This is a genomic window from Peribacillus sp. NPDC056705 (genome assembly GCF_043656335.1).
This window is the reverse complement of record NZ_JBHTYI010000005.1, coordinates 22,899-48,005: the sequence shown is the minus strand read 5'-3', so window position 1 is coordinate 48,005 and position 25,107 is coordinate 22,899. Positions and strand designations below refer to the sequence as shown.

At 39.9% G+C, this 25,107-nt stretch carries 27 protein-coding genes and 1 pseudogene; 25 read left to right on the top strand and 3 right to left on the bottom strand.

The window, feature by feature from the left end; genetic code table 11:
- Positions 1–435 precede the first annotated feature (435 nt).
- Positions 436–1,053 carry a YpjP family protein gene (locus ACFRAK_RS08725; RefSeq protein WP_394571617.1) on the top strand — a complete coding sequence of 206 codons (618 nt, stop codon included), beginning with the start codon at positions 436–438 and terminating at the stop codon, positions 1,051–1,053.
- A gap of 204 nt (positions 1,054–1,257) precedes the next feature.
- Positions 1,258–2,025 (top strand): TerC family protein, encoded by a 768-nt coding sequence (locus ACFRAK_RS08720; protein ID WP_387597229.1) that lies wholly within the window; start codon positions 1,258–1,260, stop codon positions 2,023–2,025.
- 34 nt (positions 2,026–2,059) lie between these two features.
- Here ACFRAK_RS08720 and ACFRAK_RS08715 read toward each other — a convergent pair whose 3' ends face one another.
- A complete protein-coding gene (locus ACFRAK_RS08715) occupies positions 2,060–2,302 on the bottom strand; it encodes a hypothetical protein (RefSeq protein WP_387597226.1) in 243 nt (80 codons plus the stop codon).
- Between the two features lie 222 nt (positions 2,303–2,524).
- On the opposite strand from ACFRAK_RS08715, the gene ACFRAK_RS08710 reads away from it, so the two are divergent.
- The 12 genes and pseudogenes from ACFRAK_RS08710 to ACFRAK_RS08655 all read left to right on the top strand — a co-directional run bounded on the left by ACFRAK_RS08710 (position 2,525) and on the right by ACFRAK_RS08655 (position 12,696).
- Positions 2,525–3,235, top strand: a complete 711-nt coding sequence (locus tag ACFRAK_RS08710) for an anthrax toxin lethal factor-related metalloendopeptidase (protein WP_387597223.1) — start codon at positions 2,525–2,527, stop codon at positions 3,233–3,235.
- 57 nt (positions 3,236–3,292) lie between these two features.
- Positions 3,293–4,087, top strand: coding sequence for a thymidylate synthase (locus ACFRAK_RS08705; RefSeq protein ID WP_387597221.1), 795 nt, complete (start codon positions 3,293–3,295; stop codon positions 4,085–4,087).
- Positions 4,084–4,569: a dihydrofolate reductase gene (locus tag ACFRAK_RS08700; protein WP_387597217.1), complete on the top strand. Its 486-nt coding sequence runs from the start codon at positions 4,084–4,086 to the stop codon at positions 4,567–4,569. Before ACFRAK_RS08705 ends, ACFRAK_RS08700 begins: the two co-directional genes overlap by 4 nt.
- A gap of 151 nt (positions 4,570–4,720) precedes the next feature.
- The gene (gene ilvA / locus ACFRAK_RS08695; protein WP_394571614.1) at positions 4,721–5,989 is read left to right on the top strand and encodes a threonine ammonia-lyase IlvA; all 1,269 of its coding nucleotides are present in this window, start codon (positions 4,721–4,723) and stop codon (positions 5,987–5,989) included.
- Between the two features lie 194 nt (positions 5,990–6,183).
- Complete coding sequence (tatA, locus tag ACFRAK_RS08690) at positions 6,184–6,375, top strand: twin-arginine translocase TatA/TatE family subunit (RefSeq protein WP_192205184.1); 192 nt, start codon at positions 6,184–6,186, stop codon at positions 6,373–6,375.
- Between the two features lie 85 nt (positions 6,376–6,460).
- Positions 6,461–7,207, top strand: a complete 747-nt coding sequence (gene tatC, locus ACFRAK_RS08685) for a twin-arginine translocase subunit TatC (RefSeq protein ID WP_387597213.1) — start codon at positions 6,461–6,463, stop codon at positions 7,205–7,207.
- A 360-nt stretch (positions 7,208–7,567) separates the two neighbouring features.
- The gene (locus ACFRAK_RS08680; RefSeq protein WP_306804680.1) at positions 7,568–7,831 is read left to right on the top strand and encodes a DUF2535 family protein; all 264 of its coding nucleotides are present in this window, start codon (positions 7,568–7,570) and stop codon (positions 7,829–7,831) included.
- Between the two features lie 225 nt (positions 7,832–8,056).
- Positions 8,057–8,899, top strand: a complete 843-nt coding sequence (locus tag ACFRAK_RS08675) for a DegV family protein (RefSeq protein WP_394571612.1) — start codon at positions 8,057–8,059, stop codon at positions 8,897–8,899.
- A 152-nt stretch (positions 8,900–9,051) separates the two neighbouring features.
- Positions 9,052–9,642: an SCO family protein gene (locus ACFRAK_RS08670; protein WP_387708265.1), complete on the top strand. Its 591-nt coding sequence runs from the start codon at positions 9,052–9,054 to the stop codon at positions 9,640–9,642.
- A 297-nt stretch (positions 9,643–9,939) separates the two neighbouring features.
- The gene (locus ACFRAK_RS08665; RefSeq protein ID WP_387597205.1) at positions 9,940–10,782 is read left to right on the top strand and encodes an SGNH/GDSL hydrolase family protein; all 843 of its coding nucleotides are present in this window, start codon (positions 9,940–9,942) and stop codon (positions 10,780–10,782) included.
- Positions 10,779–11,363 carry a YpmS family protein gene (locus tag ACFRAK_RS08660; protein ID WP_387597202.1) on the top strand — a complete coding sequence of 195 codons (585 nt, stop codon included), beginning with the start codon at positions 10,779–10,781 and terminating at the stop codon, positions 11,361–11,363. Before ACFRAK_RS08665 ends, ACFRAK_RS08660 begins: the two co-directional genes overlap by 4 nt.
- 269 nt (positions 11,364–11,632) lie before the next feature.
- A pseudogene (locus ACFRAK_RS08655) lies at positions 11,633–12,696 on the top strand (helix-turn-helix domain-containing protein).
- A 456-nt stretch (positions 12,697–13,152) separates the two neighbouring features.
- Here ACFRAK_RS08655 and ACFRAK_RS08650 read toward each other — a convergent pair.
- Positions 13,153–13,902: a DUF4397 domain-containing protein gene (locus ACFRAK_RS08650; RefSeq protein WP_394571611.1), complete on the bottom strand. Its 750-nt coding sequence runs from the start codon at positions 13,900–13,902 to the stop codon at positions 13,153–13,155.
- Positions 13,903–14,140: 238 nt separating this feature from the next.
- Between ACFRAK_RS08650 and msrA the strand changes: the two genes are divergently transcribed.
- Both msrA and msrB read left to right on the top strand, forming a co-directional pair.
- On the top strand, positions 14,141–14,632 hold the full coding sequence (gene msrA / locus ACFRAK_RS08645; RefSeq protein WP_387708751.1) for a peptide-methionine (S)-S-oxide reductase MsrA: 492 nt from the start codon (positions 14,141–14,143) through the stop codon (positions 14,630–14,632).
- The gene (msrB, locus tag ACFRAK_RS08640; RefSeq protein ID WP_260288149.1) at positions 14,622–15,050 is read left to right on the top strand and encodes a peptide-methionine (R)-S-oxide reductase MsrB; all 429 of its coding nucleotides are present in this window, start codon (positions 14,622–14,624) and stop codon (positions 15,048–15,050) included. The genes msrA and msrB overlap by 11 nt, the downstream gene beginning before the upstream one ends.
- A gap of 55 nt (positions 15,051–15,105) precedes the next feature.
- Here msrB and ACFRAK_RS08635 read toward each other — a convergent pair whose 3' ends face one another.
- Complete coding sequence (locus ACFRAK_RS08635; protein ID WP_387604165.1) at positions 15,106–16,194, bottom strand: SGNH/GDSL hydrolase family protein; 1,089 nt, start codon at positions 16,192–16,194, stop codon at positions 15,106–15,108.
- 306 nt (positions 16,195–16,500) lie between these two features.
- On the opposite strand from ACFRAK_RS08635, the gene ACFRAK_RS08630 reads away from it, so the two are divergent.
- The 9 genes from ACFRAK_RS08630 to ACFRAK_RS08590 all read left to right on the top strand — a co-directional run bounded on the left by ACFRAK_RS08630 (position 16,501) and on the right by ACFRAK_RS08590 (position 25,085).
- The gene (locus ACFRAK_RS08630; RefSeq protein ID WP_387604167.1) at positions 16,501–16,677 is read left to right on the top strand and encodes a YjcZ family sporulation protein; all 177 of its coding nucleotides are present in this window, start codon (positions 16,501–16,503) and stop codon (positions 16,675–16,677) included.
- 320 nt (positions 16,678–16,997) lie between these two features.
- A complete protein-coding gene (locus tag ACFRAK_RS08625) occupies positions 16,998–17,972 on the top strand; it encodes a S66 peptidase family protein (protein WP_394571608.1) in 975 nt (324 codons plus the stop codon).
- Between the two features lie 221 nt (positions 17,973–18,193).
- Entirely contained in the window at positions 18,194–18,523 is a 330-nt protein-coding gene (locus ACFRAK_RS08620) for a hypothetical protein (RefSeq protein WP_076366028.1), read from the top strand.
- Between the two features lie 181 nt (positions 18,524–18,704).
- Positions 18,705–20,069, top strand: coding sequence for an aspartate aminotransferase family protein (locus ACFRAK_RS08615; RefSeq protein ID WP_387604171.1), 1,365 nt, complete (start codon positions 18,705–18,707; stop codon positions 20,067–20,069).
- A gap of 23 nt (positions 20,070–20,092) precedes the next feature.
- Positions 20,093–20,782, top strand: coding sequence for a CoA transferase subunit A (locus ACFRAK_RS08610; RefSeq protein ID WP_387604349.1), 690 nt, complete (start codon positions 20,093–20,095; stop codon positions 20,780–20,782).
- Positions 20,749–21,414: a 3-oxoacid CoA-transferase subunit B gene (locus tag ACFRAK_RS08605; RefSeq protein WP_387604173.1), complete on the top strand. Its 666-nt coding sequence runs from the start codon at positions 20,749–20,751 to the stop codon at positions 21,412–21,414. The genes ACFRAK_RS08610 and ACFRAK_RS08605 overlap by 34 nt, the downstream gene beginning before the upstream one ends.
- 9 nt (positions 21,415–21,423) lie before the next feature.
- Positions 21,424–22,695 carry a peptidase gene (locus ACFRAK_RS08600; RefSeq protein WP_394571606.1) on the top strand — a complete coding sequence of 424 codons (1,272 nt, stop codon included), beginning with the start codon at positions 21,424–21,426 and terminating at the stop codon, positions 22,693–22,695.
- Between the two features lie 78 nt (positions 22,696–22,773).
- Complete coding sequence (ablB, locus tag ACFRAK_RS08595; protein WP_387604177.1) at positions 22,774–23,622, top strand: putative beta-lysine N-acetyltransferase; 849 nt, start codon at positions 22,774–22,776, stop codon at positions 23,620–23,622.
- 83 nt (positions 23,623–23,705) lie between these two features.
- Positions 23,706–25,085 carry a sigma-54 interaction domain-containing protein gene (locus ACFRAK_RS08590; RefSeq protein WP_387604179.1) on the top strand — a complete coding sequence of 460 codons (1,380 nt, stop codon included), beginning with the start codon at positions 23,706–23,708 and terminating at the stop codon, positions 25,083–25,085.
- The last annotated feature ends 22 nt before the right edge of the window (positions 25,086–25,107 follow it).

The following is a 25,107-nucleotide window of genomic DNA, read 5'->3' as shown; positions in this document are numbered from 1 at the left end:
ATGATTCCTCCATTATTCAGTCCTTTTATCTGCCAAAAGGTTAGGCTTATGTTTGATTGAAAAGAAAACCTTGTCATTGAAGAAAAATGACAAGGAGATTTTTCGTAGGTATTCATTTATTCTTAATCAGCAAATGATAAATATACGAAAAATGCTAATGTGACAAGACATAAAGCCAACATGGCAGTCGAAGCCATATAAGACCCCTCCTTAAAAAGACTTGAATCTAATTAATTTCTCCAATAATCGTCAAAATCCTTCATTAAAAAGTAAAATTGTTGAAATTTACTAAAAAATTTCTGGTTCATGAAGTTTATATAGGTATTTATCCTTTTTTTTGATTTTCAAAACATAGGTAACTATATATTCGTAATTACCAAAAAATAAAAGTATACTAAATATAAAGACAATACAAAAAAGGAGGGGGAGTGTGAGTTGAAAGCAGCGGTTTGGTTCAGGAAAAGTCTCGTCATTTTAGTATCCGTTTTGACGTTTGGTCTTGTCACTCCTTCAGATCTGTCGTGGCTAGCGGAAGCCGATTCGTTAAAGGATACTAAAAAGGGATTTGTGGAAGAAGAGGGATTAGCCTATCTTCCTTCGCAGAATTCAACTGAAATTAAGGAAGAATTCAACCGGGAAGAATTTTTATCGGGCATTTTGAATAAGGCAGAGGAAAATGCATTCATGAAGTTTGGCGAAAAGATCAATCCTAAAATTGGCGATGAGTTCAGAATGGCCATCTTACCAAAAATGGAAGAAGCCATTACAGAAATGGCTGAACAATTTCCAGATGAAAAATTACAGCAATTAACCATCACTGAGCAGCCGAGTGCTGGCAGGGCCGAGAAGATATTTCATATTTATGATTCAATCAGCGGGAAGGATATCATCAGATTCCATGTCAGGCAGGAAAATCCTCCGCTGGAAGGATATTGGTTCGATTTTCACTATCATACCCATCATGATTCATTTGCCACCCATTATAATATCGGGAAAATATATTGGGATAAAAATACGCCGCCAGAGTGGACGAGTAAACAAAGGCTCTCATAGTGGTTGGTTTCGTTGATTTTATTTAATTGGAAGAGTATGATGAATTGTAAATGGATTACTAATAATCATCGAAATGATACGTTGTAAATGCAACGTATTTATTTTGTGTTTAAATAAAAGTAGAGTTTTTATCATAACGGGGAACAATGTAATTTTTAAAAGGTTTTCTAATTTTGCTGTTATAGTAGCAGAGGAGTCTTTATCATGTCAGAGTTGTTAAATAACATCACGCAGACGTATGCTCAATTTTTTGACTGGCATATGTGGGTGGAGGTTTTATCCGACCCGGTGAGCTGGGGATTGATTGGAACGCTCGTATTGATGGAAGGATTACTATCAGCGGATAACGCTCTTGTATTAGCTGTAATGGTCAGGCACCTTCCTGAAAAACAACGGAAAAAAGCCCTTTTTTATGGTTTATTAGGTGCTTACGCTTTTAGATTCTTTGCGATAGGAATCGGTGTATTCCTCATTAAGCTTTGGTGGGTGAAGGTGATTGGAGCCGCCTACCTTGGCTGGCTTTCGTTTAAATACTTTAGAAATAAAAAAAAGCAAGCTGGGATTGACGAAGATATCCAGGGAATGAGTAAAAACAGCATTCTGATACGTATGTTTGGTACATTATGGGGAACGGTTGCGGCAGTGGAATTGATGGATATAGCATTTTCCGTCGATAGTGTCTTGGCCGCATTCGGGGTGAGTGAAAAAGTTTGGGTCCTTTTGACAGGCGGTATGATTGGTGTCTTGATGATGCGGGGAGTGGCGGGGGTATTTCTAAAATTAATAGATAAGGTTCCTGAATTGGAAACTGCTGCATATGTCCTTATCGGATTCATTGCTATAAAAATGCTAATGGCCGTTGCAGGGATCGAAATCCCGGCTGCAATCTTTTTTGCCTTTATTTTGCTGATTTTCGGCACCACGATTGTATCTCATTTGAAGAAAGGGAAAAAGCTCAAGGAACATGGTTGAGCACAATTAAAAAAAGCTGACATCAAAAATGATGTCAGCTTTTTTTTAGGAAAATATCAAGTAAGTGAAGAAGGCCGATAAATGTAGTGAAGAAAAGCAAAGGCAATAAAAAGTTAAGCCAAAGAGAAGACATTAGCGGATGCAGCAGTATGCCAAAGAAAATGGAGAATAGAAAAAGGTCGAGAATGATGAACACTTTTAAACTGTAGATATCAAGGACTTCTTCTGCAAGTTCACGGTGTTCATCCAAAATGGCTTTTTTATTGTTGGATTCCATACGATCACCTTAAACCTTTTACGATTATATATTGTTGATATATGAAAAGACCTGGTCGATTGTTCATCTTCGAATGAATGTGCAAGCGAAATACCAAAAAAACATAGATTTTTTACACTAGGTCAATATGCTATACTAATATAATAGTATATAAGGTTTAGAGATTGTAAATTACTTATATTTTCTTAACGATAATGAGAAATGAAGAAAGGGGAGAAGAGTGTGAAAAGGAAGAAATGGTTATCCATATTTGCATTATTTGTCTTTTTACTCTCCATGCTCTCCTATACGTTAGCGAAGGATGAAGGGGTAAAATGGCGCAATTTAAACAAAGATAATCTTTTAAGACAAGCTGAACTTTTTAAGGGGAATAAAGAATTACAAAGGATATTTTTATTTCCGGAAGAGGAGTTCGATGAAAGGGAAGCACTCAAAATTGCTGGAACCATTAATAAACTGCCTCATTCCCTTTTGGTGAAAACTGCAGAAAGTGGTGTGAGGATCAAACTATTTGATGGTGATATAACAGAAAATCAATCTGCGGCCAAATTAAAGGGGAAAACTCCACGTGGTTATTTGAATAAAGAAACAACTTGGGATGATGTGCCTGGTATGGGCGGATCACATACGGTATTGGTTAAAATCGGAGCAAGTGACAAGGGCAACGGGCATGGCTCCGTTAATTTGGAACTGCATGAGCTAGGGCATTCAATTGATAATATAGTGTTTGGTGGAATCCGTAAAGACATGGATTATTTGAGGATTTGGGGTAAGGAAGTGGATGGACTGTTTCCGGGGATTACGTATTATTCCAATTATCCTGAGGAATACTTTGCAGAAACGTTTGCCATGTTTTATGTGAACAATGAACAAAATCAATTGCTTAGACAAAAAGCGCCCGAGACTTATAATTTTATTAAACAATTAGATTAAACATTGGGCAATAATACGTTAAAATAAGGAGAATGAAAGTAGAAAAGGTGGTTTATCATGAAGCAATATTTAGATTTATGTAAGCATGTACTCGAAAATGGAACGCAAAAAGGCGATCGTACGGGAACAGGGACGATCAGCACCTTTGGATATCAAATGAGATTCAATTTAAAAGATGGATTCCCTGTACTTACAACGAAAAAGGTTAGTTTAAAAGCGATTATCCATGAATTATTATGGTTTTTGAAGGGTGATACAAACGTTGGCTACCTTCAGGAAAACAGCGTGCGGATTTGGAATGAATGGGCTGATGAAAATGGGGAATTAGGTCCGATTTATGGTCATCAATGGCGTTCTTGGGGAACGGCCGATGGAAGGCAAATCGACCAAATCGGTGAATTGATCGAACAAATAAAAACGAATCCAAATTCAAGAAGATTGATAGTCAGTGCTTGGAATGTTGGGGAACTGGACGAAATGGCCTTGCCGCCTTGCCATGCTTTCTTTCAATTCTATGTCGCTGATGGAAAGCTTTCATGCCAGCTATACCAACGTTCAGCGGACGTCTTTTTAGGTGTTCCATTTAATATAGCCTCGTATGCGCTCTTAACGATGATGATCGCCCAGGTATGTGATCTGGAAGTTGGCGAATTTGTACATACTTTCGGGGATGTCCACATCTATTCTAACCACCTTGAACAAGTGGAACTGCAGTTGACCCGTGATCCCAAACCATTGCCAATCATGAAAATCAATCCAGATGTGAATAATATCTTTGATTTTAGCTTCGAGGACTTCGTTTTGGAAAATTACGAAGCCCATCCCCATATAAAAGGTGAGGTTAGCATATGATATCGTTGATAGTGGCAATGGATCAAAATCGTGTGATAGGTAAAAACAATGAACTGCCATGGCATTTACCGGCAGATTTGCAGTATTTTAAAAAAGTGACGATGGGCCATCCGATCGTAATGGGCCGAAAAACATTTGAATCGATCGGCAGGGTCCTGCCTGGTCGGGAAAATGTCATCGTTACCCGCAATCAGGGTTTTAAAGCGGAAGGCTGCGTAGTTTTACATGATATTGCACAAATCAAAACGTTTGCAGATAACCGTGATGAGGAAGTTTTCGTTATTGGCGGAGCCGAAATCTTCAAGGAAATCCTTCCTGTTACCGATCGCTTGTATATAACGGAAATTCATGAAACCTTTGAAGGTGATACTTTCTTTCCCGTGCTTGATGAAAATCAATGGGATAAGATCTCATCAAACCCAGGCAGCATCGATGAAAAAAATCGTTATGCACATGATTTTATTATTCTACAAAAAAAATAAAGTGTTAATCCGATTATGGGGAAATGACCATAATCGGATTTTTTTGGTATGGAATGAACAAAAGAAAGAATTTTTAGAAAAATCAATTACATTAATAACAGTAAAGTGCTATAATGATTGAATTCATTAAGGAAGGAAATGAGGGATTGTTATGAATCAGACTGCATCTAAGAATAGGGGGATTCAATTGGAAGATATTCTAATTGCCTATAGAGAACTGAAAGAAATCGTTTTGCATACTCCTTTACAAAAAAATCAGAGGCTCTCTGAAAAATATGATTGTAATGTTTATTTAAAACGTGAGGACCTACAACACGTACGTTCCTTTAAATTAAGAGGGGCTTACTATAAAATGAAAAGCCTGACTGAGGAAGAGACGAAGAATGGAGTCGTTTGTGCCAGTGCAGGAAACCATGCACAAGGAGTAGCTTTTTCCTGCAGCCAATTAGGTATCCATGGGAAAATTTATATGCCTGCTACAACTCCAAGGCAAAAAGTCGATCAAGTGCAGTTATTCGGCAGGGGTAATGTGGAAATCATCCTTGTCGGGGATACTTTCGATGATGCATTTGCCATGGCGATGGAATGCTGTGAAAAAGAAGAGCGTTCCTTTATCCATCCATTTGACGATGAAAAGGTAATCGCCGGGCAGGGGACAACGGCTGTAGAAATCCTGAATGATTGTGAAGATGGAATCGACTATGTATTTGCCGCTATGGGCGGTGGCGGTTTAATGGCCGGAGTATCTAGCTATTTCAAATCGGTTTCCCCAAATACGAAATGCATTGGTGTTGAGCCGCAAGGTGCTGCTTCGATGGAGTACTCTTTCAAGGAAGGAAAAGTTTCTGAACTTGAAAATATAGATACATTTGTTGACGGGGCAGCGGTCAAGTGTGTGGGACAGTTGACATATCAGCTTTGTAAGGAAAACCTGGAAGATATCGTTGTCGTTCCTTCGGGTCAAATCTGTACGACGATTCTCGATTTATATAATCAGCATGCGATTGTCGCTGAACCGGCAGGGGCTATATCTGTAGCTGCGTTGGATTTATACAAGGAACAAATCAAAGGCAAAACGGTTGTATGCATGGTCAGCGGAGGGAATAACGACATTGGGCGTATGCAGGAAATTAAGGAGAAATCCTTATTATATGAAGGGCTGCTTTATTATTTTATCGTGAATTTTCCACAACGTGCTGGAGCTTTAAGGGAATTCCTCGATGAAGTGTTAGGACCGAATGACGATATAAGCCGTTTTGAATATACGAAGAAAAATAATAAAGAAAGCGGTCCGGCCCTGGTTGGTGTAGAGCTGAAAGATAAAAATGATTATGAAGGGCTCATTCAGAGGATGAACAAGAAAGGATTCTCTTTCGTAGAGGTCAATAAAGACAGTAATTTATTTCACTTATTGATTTAATCATGGATTAAGTGTTAAATTAGGATAGAATAAAACCTATGTTTTTACATTTTATTCTGCCGGCTCAGGCGTATATGGGCAAACTGTCGATAATTGTTACCATTTTATGACGAATTGCCAGTTCCCTTTCAATTGGTTGGAAATGGTATTATAATCGGAGTAGGTCTAATTACAACACCAAAGGGGATGTATCCATGTCGAACATTGGAGTACCTGGTCTAATTCTCATCTTAATATTGGCTTTAATTATCTTTGGTCCGAAGAAACTTCCGGAAATTGGACGTGCTTTTGGACAAACACTTCGTGAGTTTAAAAAGTCCACGAGTGATTTAACAAAAGGTGATTATGAAGAAGATAAGAAGATACAACAAAAAAATCATGAATGATTAAATGCTGGGCGTAAGATGCAATCGTCTTGCGCCTTTATGCTGGAACAAAGATACGGATTTTCAGATGAAGGCGTGATCAACTTTGGAAGATAAAGAATTAAATATCATCGATCATCTCGATGAATTGAGAAAACGGCTCATCATTACTGCTGTTGCTTTTTTGATCTTTTTTATCGCCAGTTTTATTTATGTCGAGGAGATCTATAATTGGTTCGTGAAAGATCTTGATTTTGACCTGATGGTATTGGGACCGAGTGATATTATCTGGGTTTACTTTATGCTCTCAGGTGTTGTAGCCATTGCGGCAACCATACCTGTAATTGCTCTGCAAATCTGGTTATTCATCAAACCCGCTTTGATGCCAAATGAAGTAAGGGCGACCCTTGCTTATATTCCAGCACTTTTCCTGCTTTTTATCGGAGGGCTGGCTTTCGGTTATTTTGTCATCTTCCCGACCATTCTTCAATTTTTGATTGAACTGGGCGATGGGATGTTCATAACCAGTTTTACAGCGGATAAGTACTTTTCGTTCGTATTTAATATGACGATACCTTTTGCTGTTTTATTCGAGCTTCCTGTCGTTACCATGTTTTTGACTTCCCTTGGCATAATAAATCCTTATGTGCTTCAAAAGTTAAGGAAGTATGCATACTTTGTACTGGTTGTCATAGCGATATCGATTACGCCGCCTGACTTTATGTCAGACTTTATGGTGATGATTCCCTTGCTGTTATTATACGAAATCAGTATTTCGTTATCAAAACTCGTCTATAAACGAAGGGTGAAACGCGAAAGCTTGCGGGAAGACACCTACGAGGAAGGTTTATAAGAGGAAGCCCATAATGGCATTTTGCCTTTATGGGCCTTTTTTTAGGCTCTTTCGAAAAGATTGTTGTTTTTAAAACGAAACGATGTAAGGTTGATTGGAGCGGAAGTGCGAGACTCCTGCGGGAGCAGCGGGACAGGTGAGACCCCACAGACGTTCACGCCGAGGAGGCTCACCGCCCGCCCCGGGGAAAGCGAGCATCTGGAGGGGAAATCAACCACACCGCATTACTTGGTAAATAGCAAAAAAGTATGCGAAAACAGCCTTTTTTTATGAAAGTCAATCTGATTTCTCTGTTTTTTTACACATTTGAATATTTATACTTTTGGTTTTATTGTGTATAATGTAAGCAATCGGTTAAAAATGAGGATTGATATTTTGATGTTCAAATGCTTGGAATTCAAAGATTGTTTTGGACATAAGGTCACAATTTCAGAAATACCTGTCTTACTGCCTAGTGATCCGAATTTTTTTATGTTGACCGTGCGTTTGGAAGTGTTTGTTAAAAAGGTTTTTGCCAATAAAGATCATAAAGAAAATTACTCATTTAAGCATTATTTAGCATCCGTACTCAAATGGCCCGTCTATAACAAGCTTTTTTTTGGAAGTTTACTTAATAATGCTTAATGCGGACTATTCCATAGCTAACTTCTCCGTTAAAAGAGATGACACAATGCCATGCAATATCGAATAAATCGGCATGTGTTCAGGTTAGCTCATGGAACGGTCTTTTTTTGTGTATTCATTTCAATAGAAAAGTATCACTTCATTTGAAAAGGATGACCTTTGGTTTGAATGCGTACTTTGAATAGGTATAATACAATAGATATGTTAATTTAGGGATGTGTAATGATGAATAAAGTAAAGATAGTAACAGATTCGACAGTAGATATGACACCAGAGGAACTGAACTTTTATGGTATAACAATGGTCCCATTATCCATCTTTATAGATGGGGAGACCTTTTTGGATAAGGTTGAAATTGAACAAGAAGAATTCCTGAGAAGGATGAACCAGTCAAAAGAACTGCCAAAAAGCTCACAACCAGCCGTAGGTACATTTGTGGAGGTATATGATGAACTCGGAAAAGACGGCAGCGAGATTATTTCCATACATATGACAGGTGGCATGAGCGGCACAGTTCGCTCAGCGGAAAGCGCAGCTAGCATGTCTGAAGCGAAGGTTACCGTTCTTGACTCGAAATTCATTTCTAAAGCGATGTCATTTCAGGTGATAGAGGCAGCGAAGATGGCGAAGGAAGGGAAATCCGTAGCCGAGATAATTGAACGATTGGAACATATTAAAAAGCAGTCAAGTTTAATCATTGTCATAGAAACTCTTGATAACCTCGTTAAGGGTGGAAGGATTGGCAAAGTTTCTGCTTTTATCGGTTCATTGCTGCACATAAAGCCGATTGCACTTCTGGATGATGGTGTACTGAATCCTGTATCCAAAGCCAGGAGCCAGTCACAGGTCGTGAAGTTCATCATCAAGAAATTCAAAGAAGACACACAAGGAAAAAAAATTAGTGGCATTGGTTTTGTACATGCGAATGGACTTGAAATAGCGGATAAGGTTCGACAGGCCATTGCAGACTTAACAGGATATCAAGATATAAAGATAGAAGCAACAACGGCCGTCGTCAGTACTCATACAGGTGAAGGCGCCATGGCAATCATGTATTATTGGGACTAATATGGATGAAACATATGAAACTGCGTATGGCGGAGGTTTTGTCACTTTACAATTGTCTTTAATTCGTAGAAATAGTTGCTGTTCTCATTAAGATTGGTCTGTTAGAATAAATGAAGTAACAGAATATTTTATACATAAAGGACGGGGTAGGGATGAGAAAGCTGCATTTGCTTATGGCAGCTATGGTAGCATCAATTCTTTTGCTGTTGGCAGCATGCGGTTCGAATGGTGTACCTGATGCTAAAAATTGGGACCTTGAAGATTTCAGTTACATTGATCAGGAGGGTAAACCTTTCTCAAAAAGCGATCTAAAAGGAAAGGTTTGGGTAGCGGATTTTATATTCACAAACTGCGAGACTGTCTGCCTCCCCATGACTTCTAATATGACGAAGCTGCAGCAGCAATTGAAGGATGAAGGTATTACGGATGTTGAGTTCGTATCATTTTCCGTGGACCCGGAAATTGACAAACCTGATGTTTTAAAAAGGTATGGCGACCAATTTAATGTGGATTACGGAAATTGGCACTTTCTGACCGGTTATGGTCAGGAAGAAATCGAGCAATTTGCATTGGATAACTTTAAAACGATCGTCAAAAAACCTGAAGCAGAAGATCAGGTGATTCATGGGACCAGCTTTTTTCTAATTGATCAAGAAGGAAAGATCATCATGGATTATACGGGTCTCCAAGATATTCCCTTTGATGAAATCATTAAGCATATTAAAATTTTACAGAATTATTGAACAGGTTAAATGACCTGTTCTTTCTGTTTTTCATCCATCATTTTACAATGACCTCATTAGGGCTTAAGCGATGGTGAAAATATGGGGATTTGTTTTTGAAGAAACAGCGGATGTGAAGAATGATTTTGCATGCTCAGTACATGCTAATTTTTAAAGGACTAGCTTTAATTCACTGCATTTTTCATATGGTATAGTAAGGAAGGCTCAAGCTAAAAGTACAATGAAAAAGAAGGTATATATTGTTTGCAATCATTCGTTTTCTGCATGATATAATATATGGGTAGGAAGGTGAGGGTCATGAGGTACAGAATCACCTGTCTTTTCATATGCCTAGTTTGGATCTCGGGCTGCGGCCAAAGTGAAACAGCGTCACATCAGCCATCTGTTCAGCAGAAAAGCATAGTTGAGCTGAGTAAAAAGGAAACCATTCCTGCCAGCTTTTTTCCGGACCCTGTGAAAATCGTATCGATTGGCGATTCCTTGACTCAAGGTGTCGGCGATAGTAAAGATAATGGCGGGTATCTGCCTTATTTACAAAATAAGCTGGAAAAAGAACCATCGATTACTTCCGTTGAGATGATTAATCATGGCATACGTGGAAATAGGACCGACCAACTATTGAAAAGACTGGATAAAGCTAGGATTAAAGAAGACATAAAGCAAGCTGATTCGGTTGTCGTCACAATCGGTGGAAATGATATCATGAAGGTCTTTAAGCAGAATTTCTCGGACTTGGAGCTGAATCAGTTTGATTCGGCAAAAATAGGGTATGAAAAAAGATTAAGGCAGATACTTGATAAGGTTCGTTCCGAAAATGATCATGCGCAAATTTATCTTGTGGGCGTCTATAATCCATTTTCCAAATGGTTCGCAGATTTTTATGAACTTGATATGATCATGAATGATTGGAATGAAAGCGGGAAAGAGATTATCGAAGAATATGATTCAGCTTATTTTATTGATATAGCAGACATTTTCGAGAATTCCGAAGAAGATTTGCTGTATGCCGAGGATTATTTTCACCCAAATGACCGCGGCTATGAATTAATCGCGACAAGAATCTATAATGATATGGATATTACCACTATCGGAAAGGACACATTGGAAGCGAGTGCCAAAGGAGATGATGACCAAGAATGACAAATGTCAAATGGAAGACTTTGTTTATTTCCCTATTAGCCTTAAACATCCTGGTCATCCTGTTTGTAACGATTTTAGTTAATTTGCCGACTAAAGATAAACAGCTGATACCGAAAGTAAGCCATGAAGAAGATATCCAATTTCAAGTTCACACGAATCGGGAAGATTTGACAAGATTAATCAACCAGTATTTGGATAAAGAGGGGCTGACGGGATCCATTCACTATGAAGTGTATTTGACGGATGAAGTCGAGTTATATGGAACGATGCCATTTTTCAACCGTGAAGTGGAAATGAAATTGACTTTTGAACCAATTGCCCAAAAAAATGGGGATTTGATCTTAAAGCAAAAATCAATTGCAGTCGGAAAAATGAACCTTCCTGTTTCATATGTAATGAATTTAATAAATGAGCGTTATAACATGCCGGATTGGGTTAGCATCAGTCCCAATGACGAAAGTATTTATGTGTCATTACAGGATATGGAACTGAAAAGTGATATTAGGGTGAAGGCGAAAGAATTCGACCTTAAAAATGATGACATTTCATTTTTATTGACCATCCCATCATCTTTACAGTGATAGCGACTAAATGTAAGAAAGACCAGGTTAGATGTGTTAAGTATTTGATGATAAAAGGACCACGCATTTTAGATATGCCTAAAATGTGTGGTTCTTTTTTTACGCCCCCTTTGGTTGAAAAAACCTTAAACCTTGATTATTTAGATGACTTATCAATTTCTGAGATAAAGTAAGAGATAAGAGAAGACTTTTAAAGTTTATTTTAATCACAAGAAATATCAAATAAATGAAATGGGTCCCACTTATAATTACAGTTAGAGGTGAATTATATGAATATACAAATTATGATTGATTGGATTGAAAACCATATAAAATATAAATTTTCCTTAGATGAACTTGCCGATGATCTGGGATACTCGCCTTATTATTGCTCGTTTAAATTCCACCAAATGACAGGTATAAGTATTAGGCGCTATGTGCTCCTTAGAAGGCTTTACACAAATGATTTATAATTGGTAAGAGAATAATTGATACTGCTTTTGATTATGATTATTCTTCGCAAGAAGCATAAAGTAGAGGGTTTAAAACTGTTTTTGGCATTAGTCCTAGATAATTTCAACTTAACAGGATGCCTGTTCAATCATTCAATAAGCTCACTATTCATAAAAATAAAGGGTGGTGCAGAATGGATTTTTCGAGAAAAATCGAGGTTGATCAAATACACGGCCAACAAAGAGAGTTGTTTGACGAATATGTACTCAATATATTGAATGGCCAAGCTATGTATGATGAGTTTAAAGATAAAAAACTAATGAGGAATACAGACTATGCCCCATTTAACGAAGCTATGTGTGTAAATACAACTACTAAGAACATTTTTAATGAGGAATTCATAAAAACAAGAGCGATAGGACACCATGAATTAGTTGAAAATTATATCGACAAGGTAATTAATCCATTAAATAATCTATTTAACAAAGATTATGTATGCATCGTTTTGTGGTTTGGTGAAGATATGTTTTGCCAAATGAATCTTCTTACAATCCTTGCTTACCTTGAACAGGCCGATTATAGCGGTAGAGTGTTCTTGAACAGTTTTAGAGAGGATGAATTTAAAGTAAGGCAAACTGAACTTAGATTAGGCAACTATTTAACGGTATATGAAGATGTATTATTAAATCATACAAAAACATCAATTGAAGTATTGCCAGTAATGTATCAGGCAATAGACATATATTTAGAAATGTTAAATGAAGATAATCCAGTTACAAATTATATATCTAAAAATAAAGGCCTGCCAGAACCACAATTGATTAACAAGTTATTTATCCACTTCCCAACAATAGGATATGGCGATTTACAGTATAAAACACTTATTAGTAAAATTAAATAACAGCCCTCTACTAGAAGGAACGAATATCTGTTCTTATGAATCATCAAGTCCATTAAATACAGGGGACTTAGAGATTCGATTGAAATGTCAAATATTGGTTGTGGGCAAAGGTGAGTTACCTTACTATTTCCTTATGGCTGTTTTCGCATACTTTGTTGCTATTTACCAAGTAAAGCGGTGTGGTTGATTTCCCCTCCAGATGCTCGCTTTCCGCGGGGCGGGCGGTGATGAGCCTCCTTGGCGTAAACGCCTGTGGGGTCTCACTTGTCCCGCTGCTCCCGCAGGAGTCTCGCACTTGCGCTACAATCAACCTTAAATCGTTTCGTTTTAAAAAAACAATCTTTACGAAAAGAGCCTTCCATATGGAATATGAAAAAAGGATGATTAGCCCTTATAAACTAACTATCCTATGTTTTGTTATCTAAGTATTTCGATGCACCTTGTTTTTTTATCCATTTATGGAGAGAGCATTAGGGATTCTAGTGAAGATGATTCCCGACCCGATCCGATTATATAAATGGAGGAGGGTGTATTATCTTGGAAAGCCTTGTTTGGCAAAGGGAGTGCGATCTCTTTTGTTCCCGATATCCTCACTTCGAAGTCTATTATCATTGGATGAATATTAAGATATTCGCTTGCTTTCCTGAAATGGAGTTGATCAAAAACGACATCTCCATCTTTGACGGCAATATCCACCGAGAGTAAATCATGTGAAAGCTGGATGAATCGAACCTTCGCTTCATTCGGAGGAACAAATGGATTATCCTCGAAAGGTAACATTTTCAACAATTCATTAGCCTGTGGAGGCGCTAGAGCAATGGTATAGGAGCTCCCGCTTTCGAGGGCCAATTTACGGCTTAAAAGAGGTAAGGTGCTTTGGCCGCTGCGGTATATATCCAATTGATGCTTGCCAGGAGGCAGTGGTAAATAACCATTGTTCTCTTTATATGAGAAACTTTTGAGGATAAGCATTTCATTTGCATAAACATCAAATGAGGAAGCTGTCGGGACAGCATGTAAAAAGCGAACTTGTGCCGGCAGTGTGATATCCAGTTGTTCAAATCCCAATTGTTGTGTTGCTTTTTCGAGATTTTTCAAATGCTTATGGTAATAATAATCTTGGAATTGCGGATCGCTGTTTTTATTATAGGACGATAGTAAACCATATGTTACCGATTTTTGTGAATATGATTGTTTATCGCTCATTTCCAACACCTCTCATTTTTCCATTATGTTTTTAACATATGTAATTATGCATGGGCATGTGTCTCCTTTTTAAAAGGGAATGGACCATTTTCGTAAAAAGGTTCGATCGGCATATTATTTTACAGGGTAAAATAAAAGCGTTAAAATGCATTCAATGGATGGTTTGTAAAAAAAGGAGGATTTTCATTTGACAAAGCAATTAGAGAAAGCAACATTCGCAGGTGGATGTTTCTGGTGCATGGTGAAGCCGTTCGATGAACAGCCTGGCATCGAATCCGTTATCTCTGGCTATACAGGCGGGACTACGAAAAATCCCACATACAAAGAAGTTTGTTCTGAAACCACGGGACATTATGAAGCCGTTCAGATCACCTTTGATCCAAGCGTATATCCATATGAGAAGATTATCGAGTTGTTTTGGCAGCAAATTGACCCGACAGATGCTGGCGGGCAATTTTATGACCGGGGAAGTTCCTATCAAACGGCGATTTTTTATCATGACGAAAACCAACGTGAAATTGCAGAAGCATCCAAAGCCAAGCTGCAGGAGAGCGGGAAATTTTCTGGACCGATCGTAACTCCGATAATATCAGCCAAAACATTCTATCCAGCTGAGACATATCACCAGCATTATTATAAAAAGCAACCTGAGCATTATGAAAGATATTCGATCGGCTCAGGACGGAAAGCATTCATACAACATCACTGGGGGGAAAAAAATGAAAAGTAAAGAAGAATTAAAAAAGAAACTCACTCCGATTCAATATGAAGTTACACAAAATTCTGGAACGGAACCCGCCTTTAACAATGAATATTGGAATATGAAGGAGGAAGGATTATATGTGGATATCGTTTCAGGTAATCCTCTTTTCACTTCAAAGGAAAAGTTCGATTCAGGCTGCGGTTGGCCAAGCTTCACTAAACCGCTTAAAGAAGAGGAAGTGGTGGAAAACCTCGATACGAGTTATGGCATGAGAAGGATCGAAGTTCGCTCAAAAACGGCCGATTCCCATCTGGGTCATGTTTTCAATGATGGACCGGGACCGTCGGGTTTACGTTATTGCATCAATTCTGCTTCATTAAGGTTCATCCCGCTCCAAGACCTTGAAAGAGAAGGATACGGAGAATACAAAAAGCTTTTTGATTGATTGGAAAACCCCCTATCAGAAATGGATAGGGGGTTATTTTAATATTGGGTGGGATTCAATCCGTGATGATTGATGCGATCCGGACAAATGGAATGGTGGTAAGTTCCATTGCCTTAGTCCTGCCAGTCACCTCAAACCGGACAGTATGTGAACCGGGATGAAGCCCATTCGTGACAAATAAATATCTTTCACGAGCAAATGGCCACCACGTATTCAAAGTGGTGATTTCATTTCCATCGATCCATACATTCACTTCCCCGCCATCAGGACTTCTAAGCAGTTTCACACCAAGCATACTCCCTTTGAAGGTATATTCAATCACACTGCCCTTTTCACTGCTAGTGAAATAGCCGCCCCTTGGACGGAACCCGCTCATTTTTCCATAGTGGTCAATTTCCGATAATTCAAATTCAGAACGGGCATGCAGCTTAGATGGAAGGCCTGCTACAGCCTTTTCTCGTTTGATGTTATCAAGGAACCGTTCATAAATTGCATCAGCATATAATTTATAACCAAGCCCATTTGGATGAATCAAATCTCTGGTAAGCTGTTTTTCCGTATATCCTGAATTTTTGAATACTGGTCGCATATCCACATTCGTTGCACCGTAGTGTTTGGATAAAAGTCCGATGGCTGAAGCAAATTCCTCATATTTCAAGGAACTCTCTGTTATTGTGAATAATTCAGCATTAGGGTGGAGGCGTTTTGCCTTCCTCATTAACGCTTCATATGTCATGGTAAAATCATCGACATTCATATATTTGCGGTCATTTTCACCAAAAACGAAGAAAATCAGATCTTTATGATCATGCTCCCTTCTTTGCGAGAGCTTGAATAGCCCTTCAAAAGCAGTGGATCCGCTTTGGACTACATAGTCACCGTGTAAAGGTATATCATTGACATCATTCATCTTATTTTCCAACTGTTTGAACCAGGTTAGATTAGGATTTTCAGCTCCGGACCCTCTTCCGATACTGTCACCAATGACAAGATACTGAATGGGCTGGCCTGATTGGAATTTTTGATAAACATTTATCGAATCATCTGATCCATATGTTTTTGGGACTTTTTGAAGGATATAGCTGATTAGAAGGATCGTGGCAATTGCAGCGAAAGGGATGAAGGGTTTTGCGTTCGTTTTCAATTATGTTCCCCCGTATTGCCTTTTATGTATCCATGTAGGTATGGTGATAGCTTAAAAAGGCTAAGAATTGTTTTTTCCTTATTATATCCCAATTTTGAAGTAACACAATAAATATAAAACGTTTTTTTGACATTTTTCATGGTTAATCGTGGTATTTCAGACATTGAATGATTAGCGGTGAAGATGGTGCTGATTGAAGTTTTTTTAAAAATCCAGAAAAATAGGCAAATGCACAGACCGAGGCGGGCGTATTGACATATGGTAAGGTGTAAAGAGAAATCAGAATTCTAAAAGGAGTGAAACTTTATGTACGGATATGGTGGAAATGTTGCAGGACCAGGGTACGGTTATGGTGGAGGTGGATACGGCGGCGGTGGATACGGATATGGCGGCGGCGGTTGCTGCGGATTTGGATCAGGCTTCGCATTAATCGTTGTCTTGTTCATTCTATTGATCATCATCGGCGCTTCATTCTGCTGCTAAGGCAATAACCCAAAGACCAGTTGATAGCTGGTCTTTTCTTTATGTAAGGAAATTGGTGGGGTACGGTGGGTCTTTTAGATTCAAGGTCTCTGACTGAAAAAACATGTAATCCAAATGAGGCAGGAGATGCATAACCATTTCTTTCTTCAATCCTGATTATGGCACGTCGGAATGACGAGAGAATCTCATTAAGGAGGGAAATCAGGTTAATCAGGAAGTAAAATGAGTTGTGTGAATGCCATTAAGGGTCTTGGTTTTTCTTTGTTCACCATTTCTGCTAAAATAACGACAGAATGTAATTAATTTAGGGGGATAAAGATATGAAGCCTTCCCGTTTAAAAGCAGGGGATGAAATACGCGTAATCGCTCCTTCAAGAAGCTTGGCGATTGTCAAAGGAGAACAACGCAGATTGGCAGAAGAAAGATTGACTGAACTTGGTTTTAAAGTGACATATGGTGAAACGGTTTTGTTCCATGATGACTTTTTCTCGAATTCGATCGAAGACCGGATCGAGGATTTGCATGATGCGTTCAGGGATCCGAATGTGAAGGGGATTTTTACAGCCATCGGGGGATATAATGCTAACCAATTGTTACGGTATATCGACTATGATTTGATTAAGGAAAATCCAAAAGTGTTGATGGGGTATAGTGATATAACCGCAATTTTATTGGCCATATATAATAAAACAGGCTTAACTACATATTCAGGTCCACATTTCTCGACGTTCGGGATGAAGGCTGGTCTGGAATATACGATGGAATATTTTAAAAAGGCTGTAATTGAAAGTGAAGGATTTTATCTTGATCCAAGTGAAACGTGGAGTGATGATTCATGGCATTTAGAACAGGATGAGCGCACCTTCCACCCGAATGCTGGATACATGGTCATTCAAGAAGGTGAAGCTGCTGGGACAATCATTGGGGGAAATCTTTGTACACTCAATCTATTACAAGGTACTGAATACATGCCATCTTTAAAGGACAGTATTCTTTTCATAGAAGATGACGAAGAAAGCCACCCATTCAGTTTTGACCGGGATTTACAATCCTTGCTCCATCAGCCAGGTGCAAGTGGGATTAAAGGAATCGTCATCGGCCGTTTCCAAAAGGATTCAGGAATGACGGAATATGCGTTGCAGGAAATCATCGCCGCCAAAAAGGAGATAAATGGCATACCTGTGATCGCTAATGCCAACTTTGGTCATGTTCATCCATTTGTAACGGTGCCGGTTGGTTCAGGGGCAGTAATGAAGGTGAAGAACGGAAAAGCGACGATCCAAATCCATCCATGACACAGTGTGAAGACGCCGTTCAAAAGTGGACGGTGTTTTAATCTGTTCGGGATATGCATGAAAATATTTTGCATTAGGGTGTATATTAGGAATCTTTCCTCTTGTCAGCCCTGGAAATAGTCCTATTTTACAAGCATTATTAGGGAATATGAGTCTAATAGTTCAAATTCTATATTTTTCTGATATAATACTAAGAGATTTAAAATAGAAAAGGTGATTATGTGTTATTAACAATTCCAGCATCCATTCGTTTAGAGGGGGCTTTGGCCGAGTATAATAAAAAAGGCCGTGTGAGCCATACATGTTTCGTTTGTAACGAAGATACTTCTAATGGGGATGCAAGTAACTTGAACTATTATAAGTTAGGAACTAAAAAAGTTTGTCATTCCTGCATGAAAAATGTTTTGCGTCATCCGTCTTTAAAAGAGTATGAATATGTGCATACTTCAGTTATCGATAAAACTGCTTTTTATAAAAATGTGCTGGCTGTTTTAAAGGATGAAAGTTTTTTGGAGTCAATTCGTGAAGAAAAACTAAATAGCGCATTGTAAGAAAAAAGTGTATCTCTCGCGGATACACTTTTTTTGTCGCCATTTTTGGACGATCATCCATGAAAGCAAGAAATTTATCCGTTAACATGCTTAGGCCAATTTCTTTAGCAAGATTGCTTTCATCTGGACATACACTTTACTATATTGCATTTGTTTTTAAAAAGAAGGAGTGTGTGGGCTTATGGAGCAGTCTTCATTGATCAAACCGGTCCTGGGAGGAGCCTACCCGACTATCAGTCATGGTCAGGGAGTGTTTTTATACGACAAAGATGGAAAGGAGTACCTTGATGCTTCTTCCGGTGCAGTTACAGCCAATATTGGCCATGGAGTCCAGGAAATCATTGAAGCGATGATAAAACAGGCCAAACAGGTTTCATTTGTGTATCGTTCCCAATTTACCAGCGATGCTGCAGAGAAACTTGCCGGAAAAATTGCGGAATTGACCAAAGGGGAACTGACATACAGTTTTTTTGTAAACAGCGGCTCCGAAGCGACTGAAACGGCATTGAAAATTGCCATCCAGCATTGGCAGGAAAAAGGGAAGCCCAAAAAACAAAAAATCATATCGAGATGGATGAGCTACCATGGCATCACGATGGGAGCTCTTTCAATGTCTGGACATCCGATTCGCCGGGAAAGATTTGCTCCTATGCTTGAATCATATCCTTCTGTATCTCCTCCATATTGTTACCGATGTCCACTTCAACTTGATCCACATACGTGTGGAATGTCCTGTGCTTCGGAATTGGAAGCATCAATCCGGCGTATTGGCAGTGAAAATATAGCGGCTTTCATTGCAGAACCTGTTATCGGCGCAGCCGGAGGGGCCATTGTTCCTCCTGATGGTTATTTTCGAAAACTAAAGAAAATCTGCGAAGAGAATGATATTTTATTCATTGCGGATGAAGTAATGACCGGATTTGGACGCACCGGTAAGATGCTTGCTTCTGAATATTGGAATGTGGAGCCTGATATCGTAACATTTGGTAAAGGTATGAGCGGAGGGTATACACCGATTGCGGCCGCAGTAATGACCAAAAACGTGATGGAGCCCATAATGAAAGGGTCGAAGTTAATTATAGGAGGCCATACTCTAAGTGCAAATCCGTTATCGTGTGCGGTGTCTTTGGCCGTTTTAGAATATGTCGAAAGAAATGAACTTGTCGAAAAATCAGCCGACAGAGGGAATTACCTGATTAGGGGCCTGAAAAAGTTGGCAGGGAAGTATTCCTTTATCGGTGATATACGCGGGAGAGGTTTATTGATTGGCATCGAATTTGTCCAGGATAAAGCAACGAAGGCCCCATATCCGAAAGAGGCAGACGTGACTAATGAAATCATTGAATTGGGAATGAGGAATGGAATACTTCTTTATCCCGCAGCTGCAGGCCTTGACGGTGTAACAGGATCAGCGATCATCATCTCCCCGCCGTTAACGATATCGGAAGAGGAGTGCGCTGAACTGTTAATGAGGGTCGATATAACTTTTAGGCAATTTAATGAATCGATAGGTAAACGGCCATTACAACAAGGAAGTGAGTCATAGTGGTGGAAAATCCATTCCAGAAGATTTGTCGTTTGGAGGATGTCCGCCATCACTTTAAAGATAAACAGTCCATCCTGTTTGGGGGGTTCGGCGGCATAGGGACACCTCCGGGATTGATTAACCTGATTTTGGAATCAGGTATTAAGGATTTAACCTTGATTGGGAACGATACAGGTTTCCCCGATATCGGAATCGGAAAACTGGTCACCCAACGCCGTGCGAAAAAAATCATCGTTTCCCATATCGGTTCGAATCCAAATGCAGGACTATTAATGAACAATGGAGAACTCGAAGTGGAGTTCTCTCCGCAAGGGACACTTGTCGAACGCATCCGGGCCGGAGGGATGGGACTCGGCGGGATATTGACTGATATTGGAATTGACGCCGATATAGTCCGGGACGGCAAGCAAACCGTAAAGATAGGTAAGAAAAATTATCTGGTGGAACCGGCATTAACTGCGGATATCGCCATTGTTTACGCAGAAATGGCAGATGCTTATGGAAATCTTATATTTGATAAAAGTGCCAGGAACACGAATCCAATCGTTGCTGCGGCCGGTCAAATCACTATAGTCGAAGCCATGCAAATCGTTCCGCTTGGCACTTTGGATCCAGAGGACATCATTGTACCCGGTGCCTTTGTGGATTATATCATTCCATCAAAAGGAGTCGATTGGAAATGGGTTTGGCAACCGGAGATAGAAACAGAATAGCGAAACGGGCAGCAGCAGAAATAAGCGATGGGATGCTTGTCAATTTGGGAATTGGCATTCCATCACTTGTACCGAATCATCTTTTGAATGATCATAAAGTTATGTTTCATGCAGAAAATGGCCTTGTGGGAATTGGCAGTACTCCTGAAATGGGGAAGGAAGATCCGCATCTTTGCAATGCCGGGGGATTGCCGATCACCATTAGAGCCGGTGCTTCTTACTGCGACAGTACTGTTGCATTTGGGATGATACGGCGAGGCAGGGTGGATATCACGATTCTAGGAGCCCTTCAAGTAAGTCAAGCGGGGGACCTCGCTAATTGGATTGTCCCGGGAAAGCGGGTGCCAGGCATGGGCGGTGCAATGGAACTGGCTGCGAAGGCAAAAAAGGTCATTGTCTTGATGGAACATAACGATAAAGCGGGTATGTCTAAATTAGTCAAAAAATGTACGTTGCCGTTAACTGCCAAGAAATGCGTACATATGATCATCACCGAATTAGGCGTGTTTTCCGTAACTTCGAAGGGCCTTCTATTAACTGATGTATTTGATACGTCCAGCATTCAGGAAATCAGGAATCGGACCGAAGCCTCGTTTACCGTCTCTGAATACATCCATATTTTAAAAGAATGAGAGAGGAGAATGGATATGTATGAGGAAAAAATAAGAACATGGTTAAAGGAACATCGGATGAATGGGGTTCAGCTTTTGCAAAAACTGGTTCAGGAACCGAGCAAAAGGGGGCAAGAAGGAAGTGCACAAGCAATAGTGGTCGAGAAGTGCAGACAACTTGGACTAGAAATTGATCTTTGGGAAATCGGGGATGAACACTTAAGAAAACATCCCCATTTTTATTGCGACCGCAGGGACTTTAAAGGAAATCCGAACCTTGTGGCTATTAAAAGAGGAACAGGAAATGGGAAATCCCTTATTTTAAACGGGCATATTGATGTAGTTCCTGAAGGAGATCATGCAGCATGGCACGATGAACCATATAGCGGCAAGTTGATAGGCGGGAAAGTTTTCGGGCGGGGAACGACGGATATGAAAGGCGGCAATGTATCTTTATTGCTCGCAATCGAAGCGATCGTCGAATCTGGAATCCAATTGAAGGGAGATGTGATATTCCAGAGTGTAATTGAAGAAGAAAGCGGTGGTGCCGGCACACTTGCGGCAGTCATACGGGGGTACAATGCTGATGGCGCAATCATTCCGGAGCCTACAAATATGAAACTATTCCCTTTACAACAAGGTTCGATGTGGTTTCGACTGAGAATAAAAGGCAAGTCTGCACATGGAGGCACAAGGTATGAAGGAGTCAGTGCAATAGATAAAGCGGTTGGAGTAATGAATGAAATCAAGTTGCTTGAACAAGAACGAAATGAGTCACTCCGTCATTCACTCTATAAAAATGTCCCTATCCCGATTCCAATCAACATTGGTAGCATTCAAAGCGGGAACTGGCCTTCCTCCGTGCCGGATACAGCCGTTCTAGAAGGTAGATTCGGCATCGCCCCGACAGAAACCATGGAAGCGGCACAAAAGTCGCTGAAGGAGCGGATAGATGCTTTAAACCGGACTGATGCATGGTTCAAAGAAAAACCTATTGAATTAGAATGGTTTGGGGCCAGATGGCTGCCTGGCAATCTCGAAATAAATCACCCGCTTATGAAGACAATTGGCACATACTATGAAAAAGTGGTAGGGGAAGAACCGCTTGTCGAAGCATCCCCTTGGGCGACGGATGGAGGGTATCTTTCATCTGTTGGCACTACCCCAGTAGTCGTGTTTGGACCAGGGGAAACAAAGATGGCCCATGATTCGAACGAATATATAGAGGTGGATAAAATGATGGAGGTAGCGGAAATCATCGCATTGACCATTATTGAATGGTGTGGGGTGGAACAGGAATAATCATTTTTCCCAAGGTCTGATTCCAGGAAGGGTCAGACCTTTCGCAACAATTTTCGAAGCTGTGAAAGGAGCGGACAAATGGAGGCTAAAATCATTGAAAAAAGAATTCAAAAGCCAAGGTGCACCATACATATTACGATCGACCATTTTAATAAGCGAATCAGGGTTGATGATTATCTAGGTCATTTTCAAGATTGTTTGGAGGAATCTTTGAAGGTGGCTAAAGGCGTATCAGCAGAAAAAATCATCTTCAAATCACGCAGGGAAAACGTTATGGCATTGCTTGCTCAAGGCTTTCTATATGAAGGTAGCATCGATAAATTCTTCTTGGGAAGCGATTGTTTCTTCCTTGTTAAATATAACCGGAATGAAAGGCGCAACAGTGCAGAATGGGAGAAGGAAGATCAAATCCTTACCGGTGTTCAGAGTCTATCGACAAAATCCGGTCTGGATGATCCGCCGCCAGCCTATCAAGGCCGTAAAGCAGAAGTTACCGATGCACTTCAGCTGGCCCAATTGTATGGTAAGGTTTTCGAAGTCTATCCCACACCGATGAATGATCCAGTATACGTAGAAAAGTGCATGGAAATGGGAACGGTTTTTTATGTTTTTGTCCATGAAGGGAGGATCGTCAGTGCTGCTTCCGCAGAAATTAATTCCTTTTACCATAATGCAGAAATCACCGATTGTGCGACATTGCCGGAACATCGGCAGTACGGCTTGATGAAACACTTGATTTCCGCGCTTGAAGACTATCTTATTTCACATGGCATTTATTGTATCTATTCGATTGCCAGGTCGCTATCATTCGGCATGAATGCTGCATTGCATCAGCATGGTTACTCGTACCGCGGGCGTTTGGCTAATAATTGTTATATCTTCGATAAACTGGAAGATATGAACCTTTGGGTGAAAAATTTAACTTGAATGCTCATTTTTAGGCGGTTGATGACAAGTTTTTGGCATTTCCTCATATACATTTAGCAAGAAGGGCTTTTAGGGGGGATATTTTGCCAAGTGAATTTTTTAATACAAGTGAAGTGTTGGAAGCAATATTAGAAACCATTGATGAAGGCATTCATGTGATAGATCCAAAAGGAATGACCATCTTTTATAACGGAGTGGCAGCCAATCATGATGGGATGAAAAGAAGTGAGGTCATTGGGAAACCGTTGCTTGAAGCCTTTCCTTCTTTGAATCACAAATCATCGACCTTACTCCGGGTCATTAAATCTGAAAAACCAATCTACAACTATAGTCAATCGTATGTAAATGCACATGGACGAATCATAGAGACGCTAAATACGACGCTCCCCATATATGTTGATGGGTTTATGATAGGTGCAATAGAAATTGCCAAGGATTATTCAAGCTTGAAGCAATTATCTGAAAGGTTAGCTGATCTGGAAAGCTCGCTCAAGACGATCAAAAGTCCTGAAAGGAAAACGCCTGCAAACGGCGGATTGTATTCTTTTACGGAAATCCTGACAAAAGATAATGGGTTTAAAGGTTTGATATCACAAGGTAAAAAGGCTGCCCGCTCCTCCTCATCGGTATTGGTTTATGGGGAAAGCGGTGTAGGAAAAGAGCTTTTTGTTCAAAGCATCCACCAAGATTCGAGCCGCAGTAAAGAACCTTTCATCGCGCAAAATTGTGCTGCCCTACCAGAAAGTTTATTGGAGTCGCTTCTATTCGGTACGGCAAAAGGAAGCTACACTGGTGCTATTGAACGTCAGGGATTGTTTGAATTAGCCAACGGCGGAACTTTGTTTTTGGATGAATTGCAATCGATGCCGATTGACTTGCAGGCAAAGCTTCTGCGTGTACTAGAAGATGGGTTCATCAGGAGGATAGGCGGCACAAAGAGTGTACAGGTGGATGTCAGGATCATGGCTGCGATGAATATGGATCCGAAAAAGGAGGTATCGGAAAACAGGCTAAGGCCGGATTTGTTTTACCGATTGAACGTATTGAGCTACGAGTTGCCTCCGTTAAGGGAGCGGATTGATGATATAGAGCTTCTTTCTCAACATTTCATATCCATATTTAACAGTAAATTAGGACTGTCGATAAAAGGCATGGATGAGAAGACTGAGGCTTTTTTTCGTAAATATCATTGGCCTGGAAACGTAAGGGAGCTTAAACATACGATAGAGTTCATGATGAACCATACGGAGAATGATGTTTTGAATCTTGAAGATTTGCCCCAATTTTTAAAAAAGCCCACCCCATCAGAAAAAATCCTTCCGCTTCGTGAGGCCATGATTGAGATGGAAACAAAATTGATTACCGAGGCGCTGCTTCAAACGAACGGTAACGTTTTCCAGGCATCGAAACTATTGCAAATTCCAAGACAGACCTTGCAATATAAAATAAAAAAGCATATTTGAATGGAAAAAACCGGATGCACCC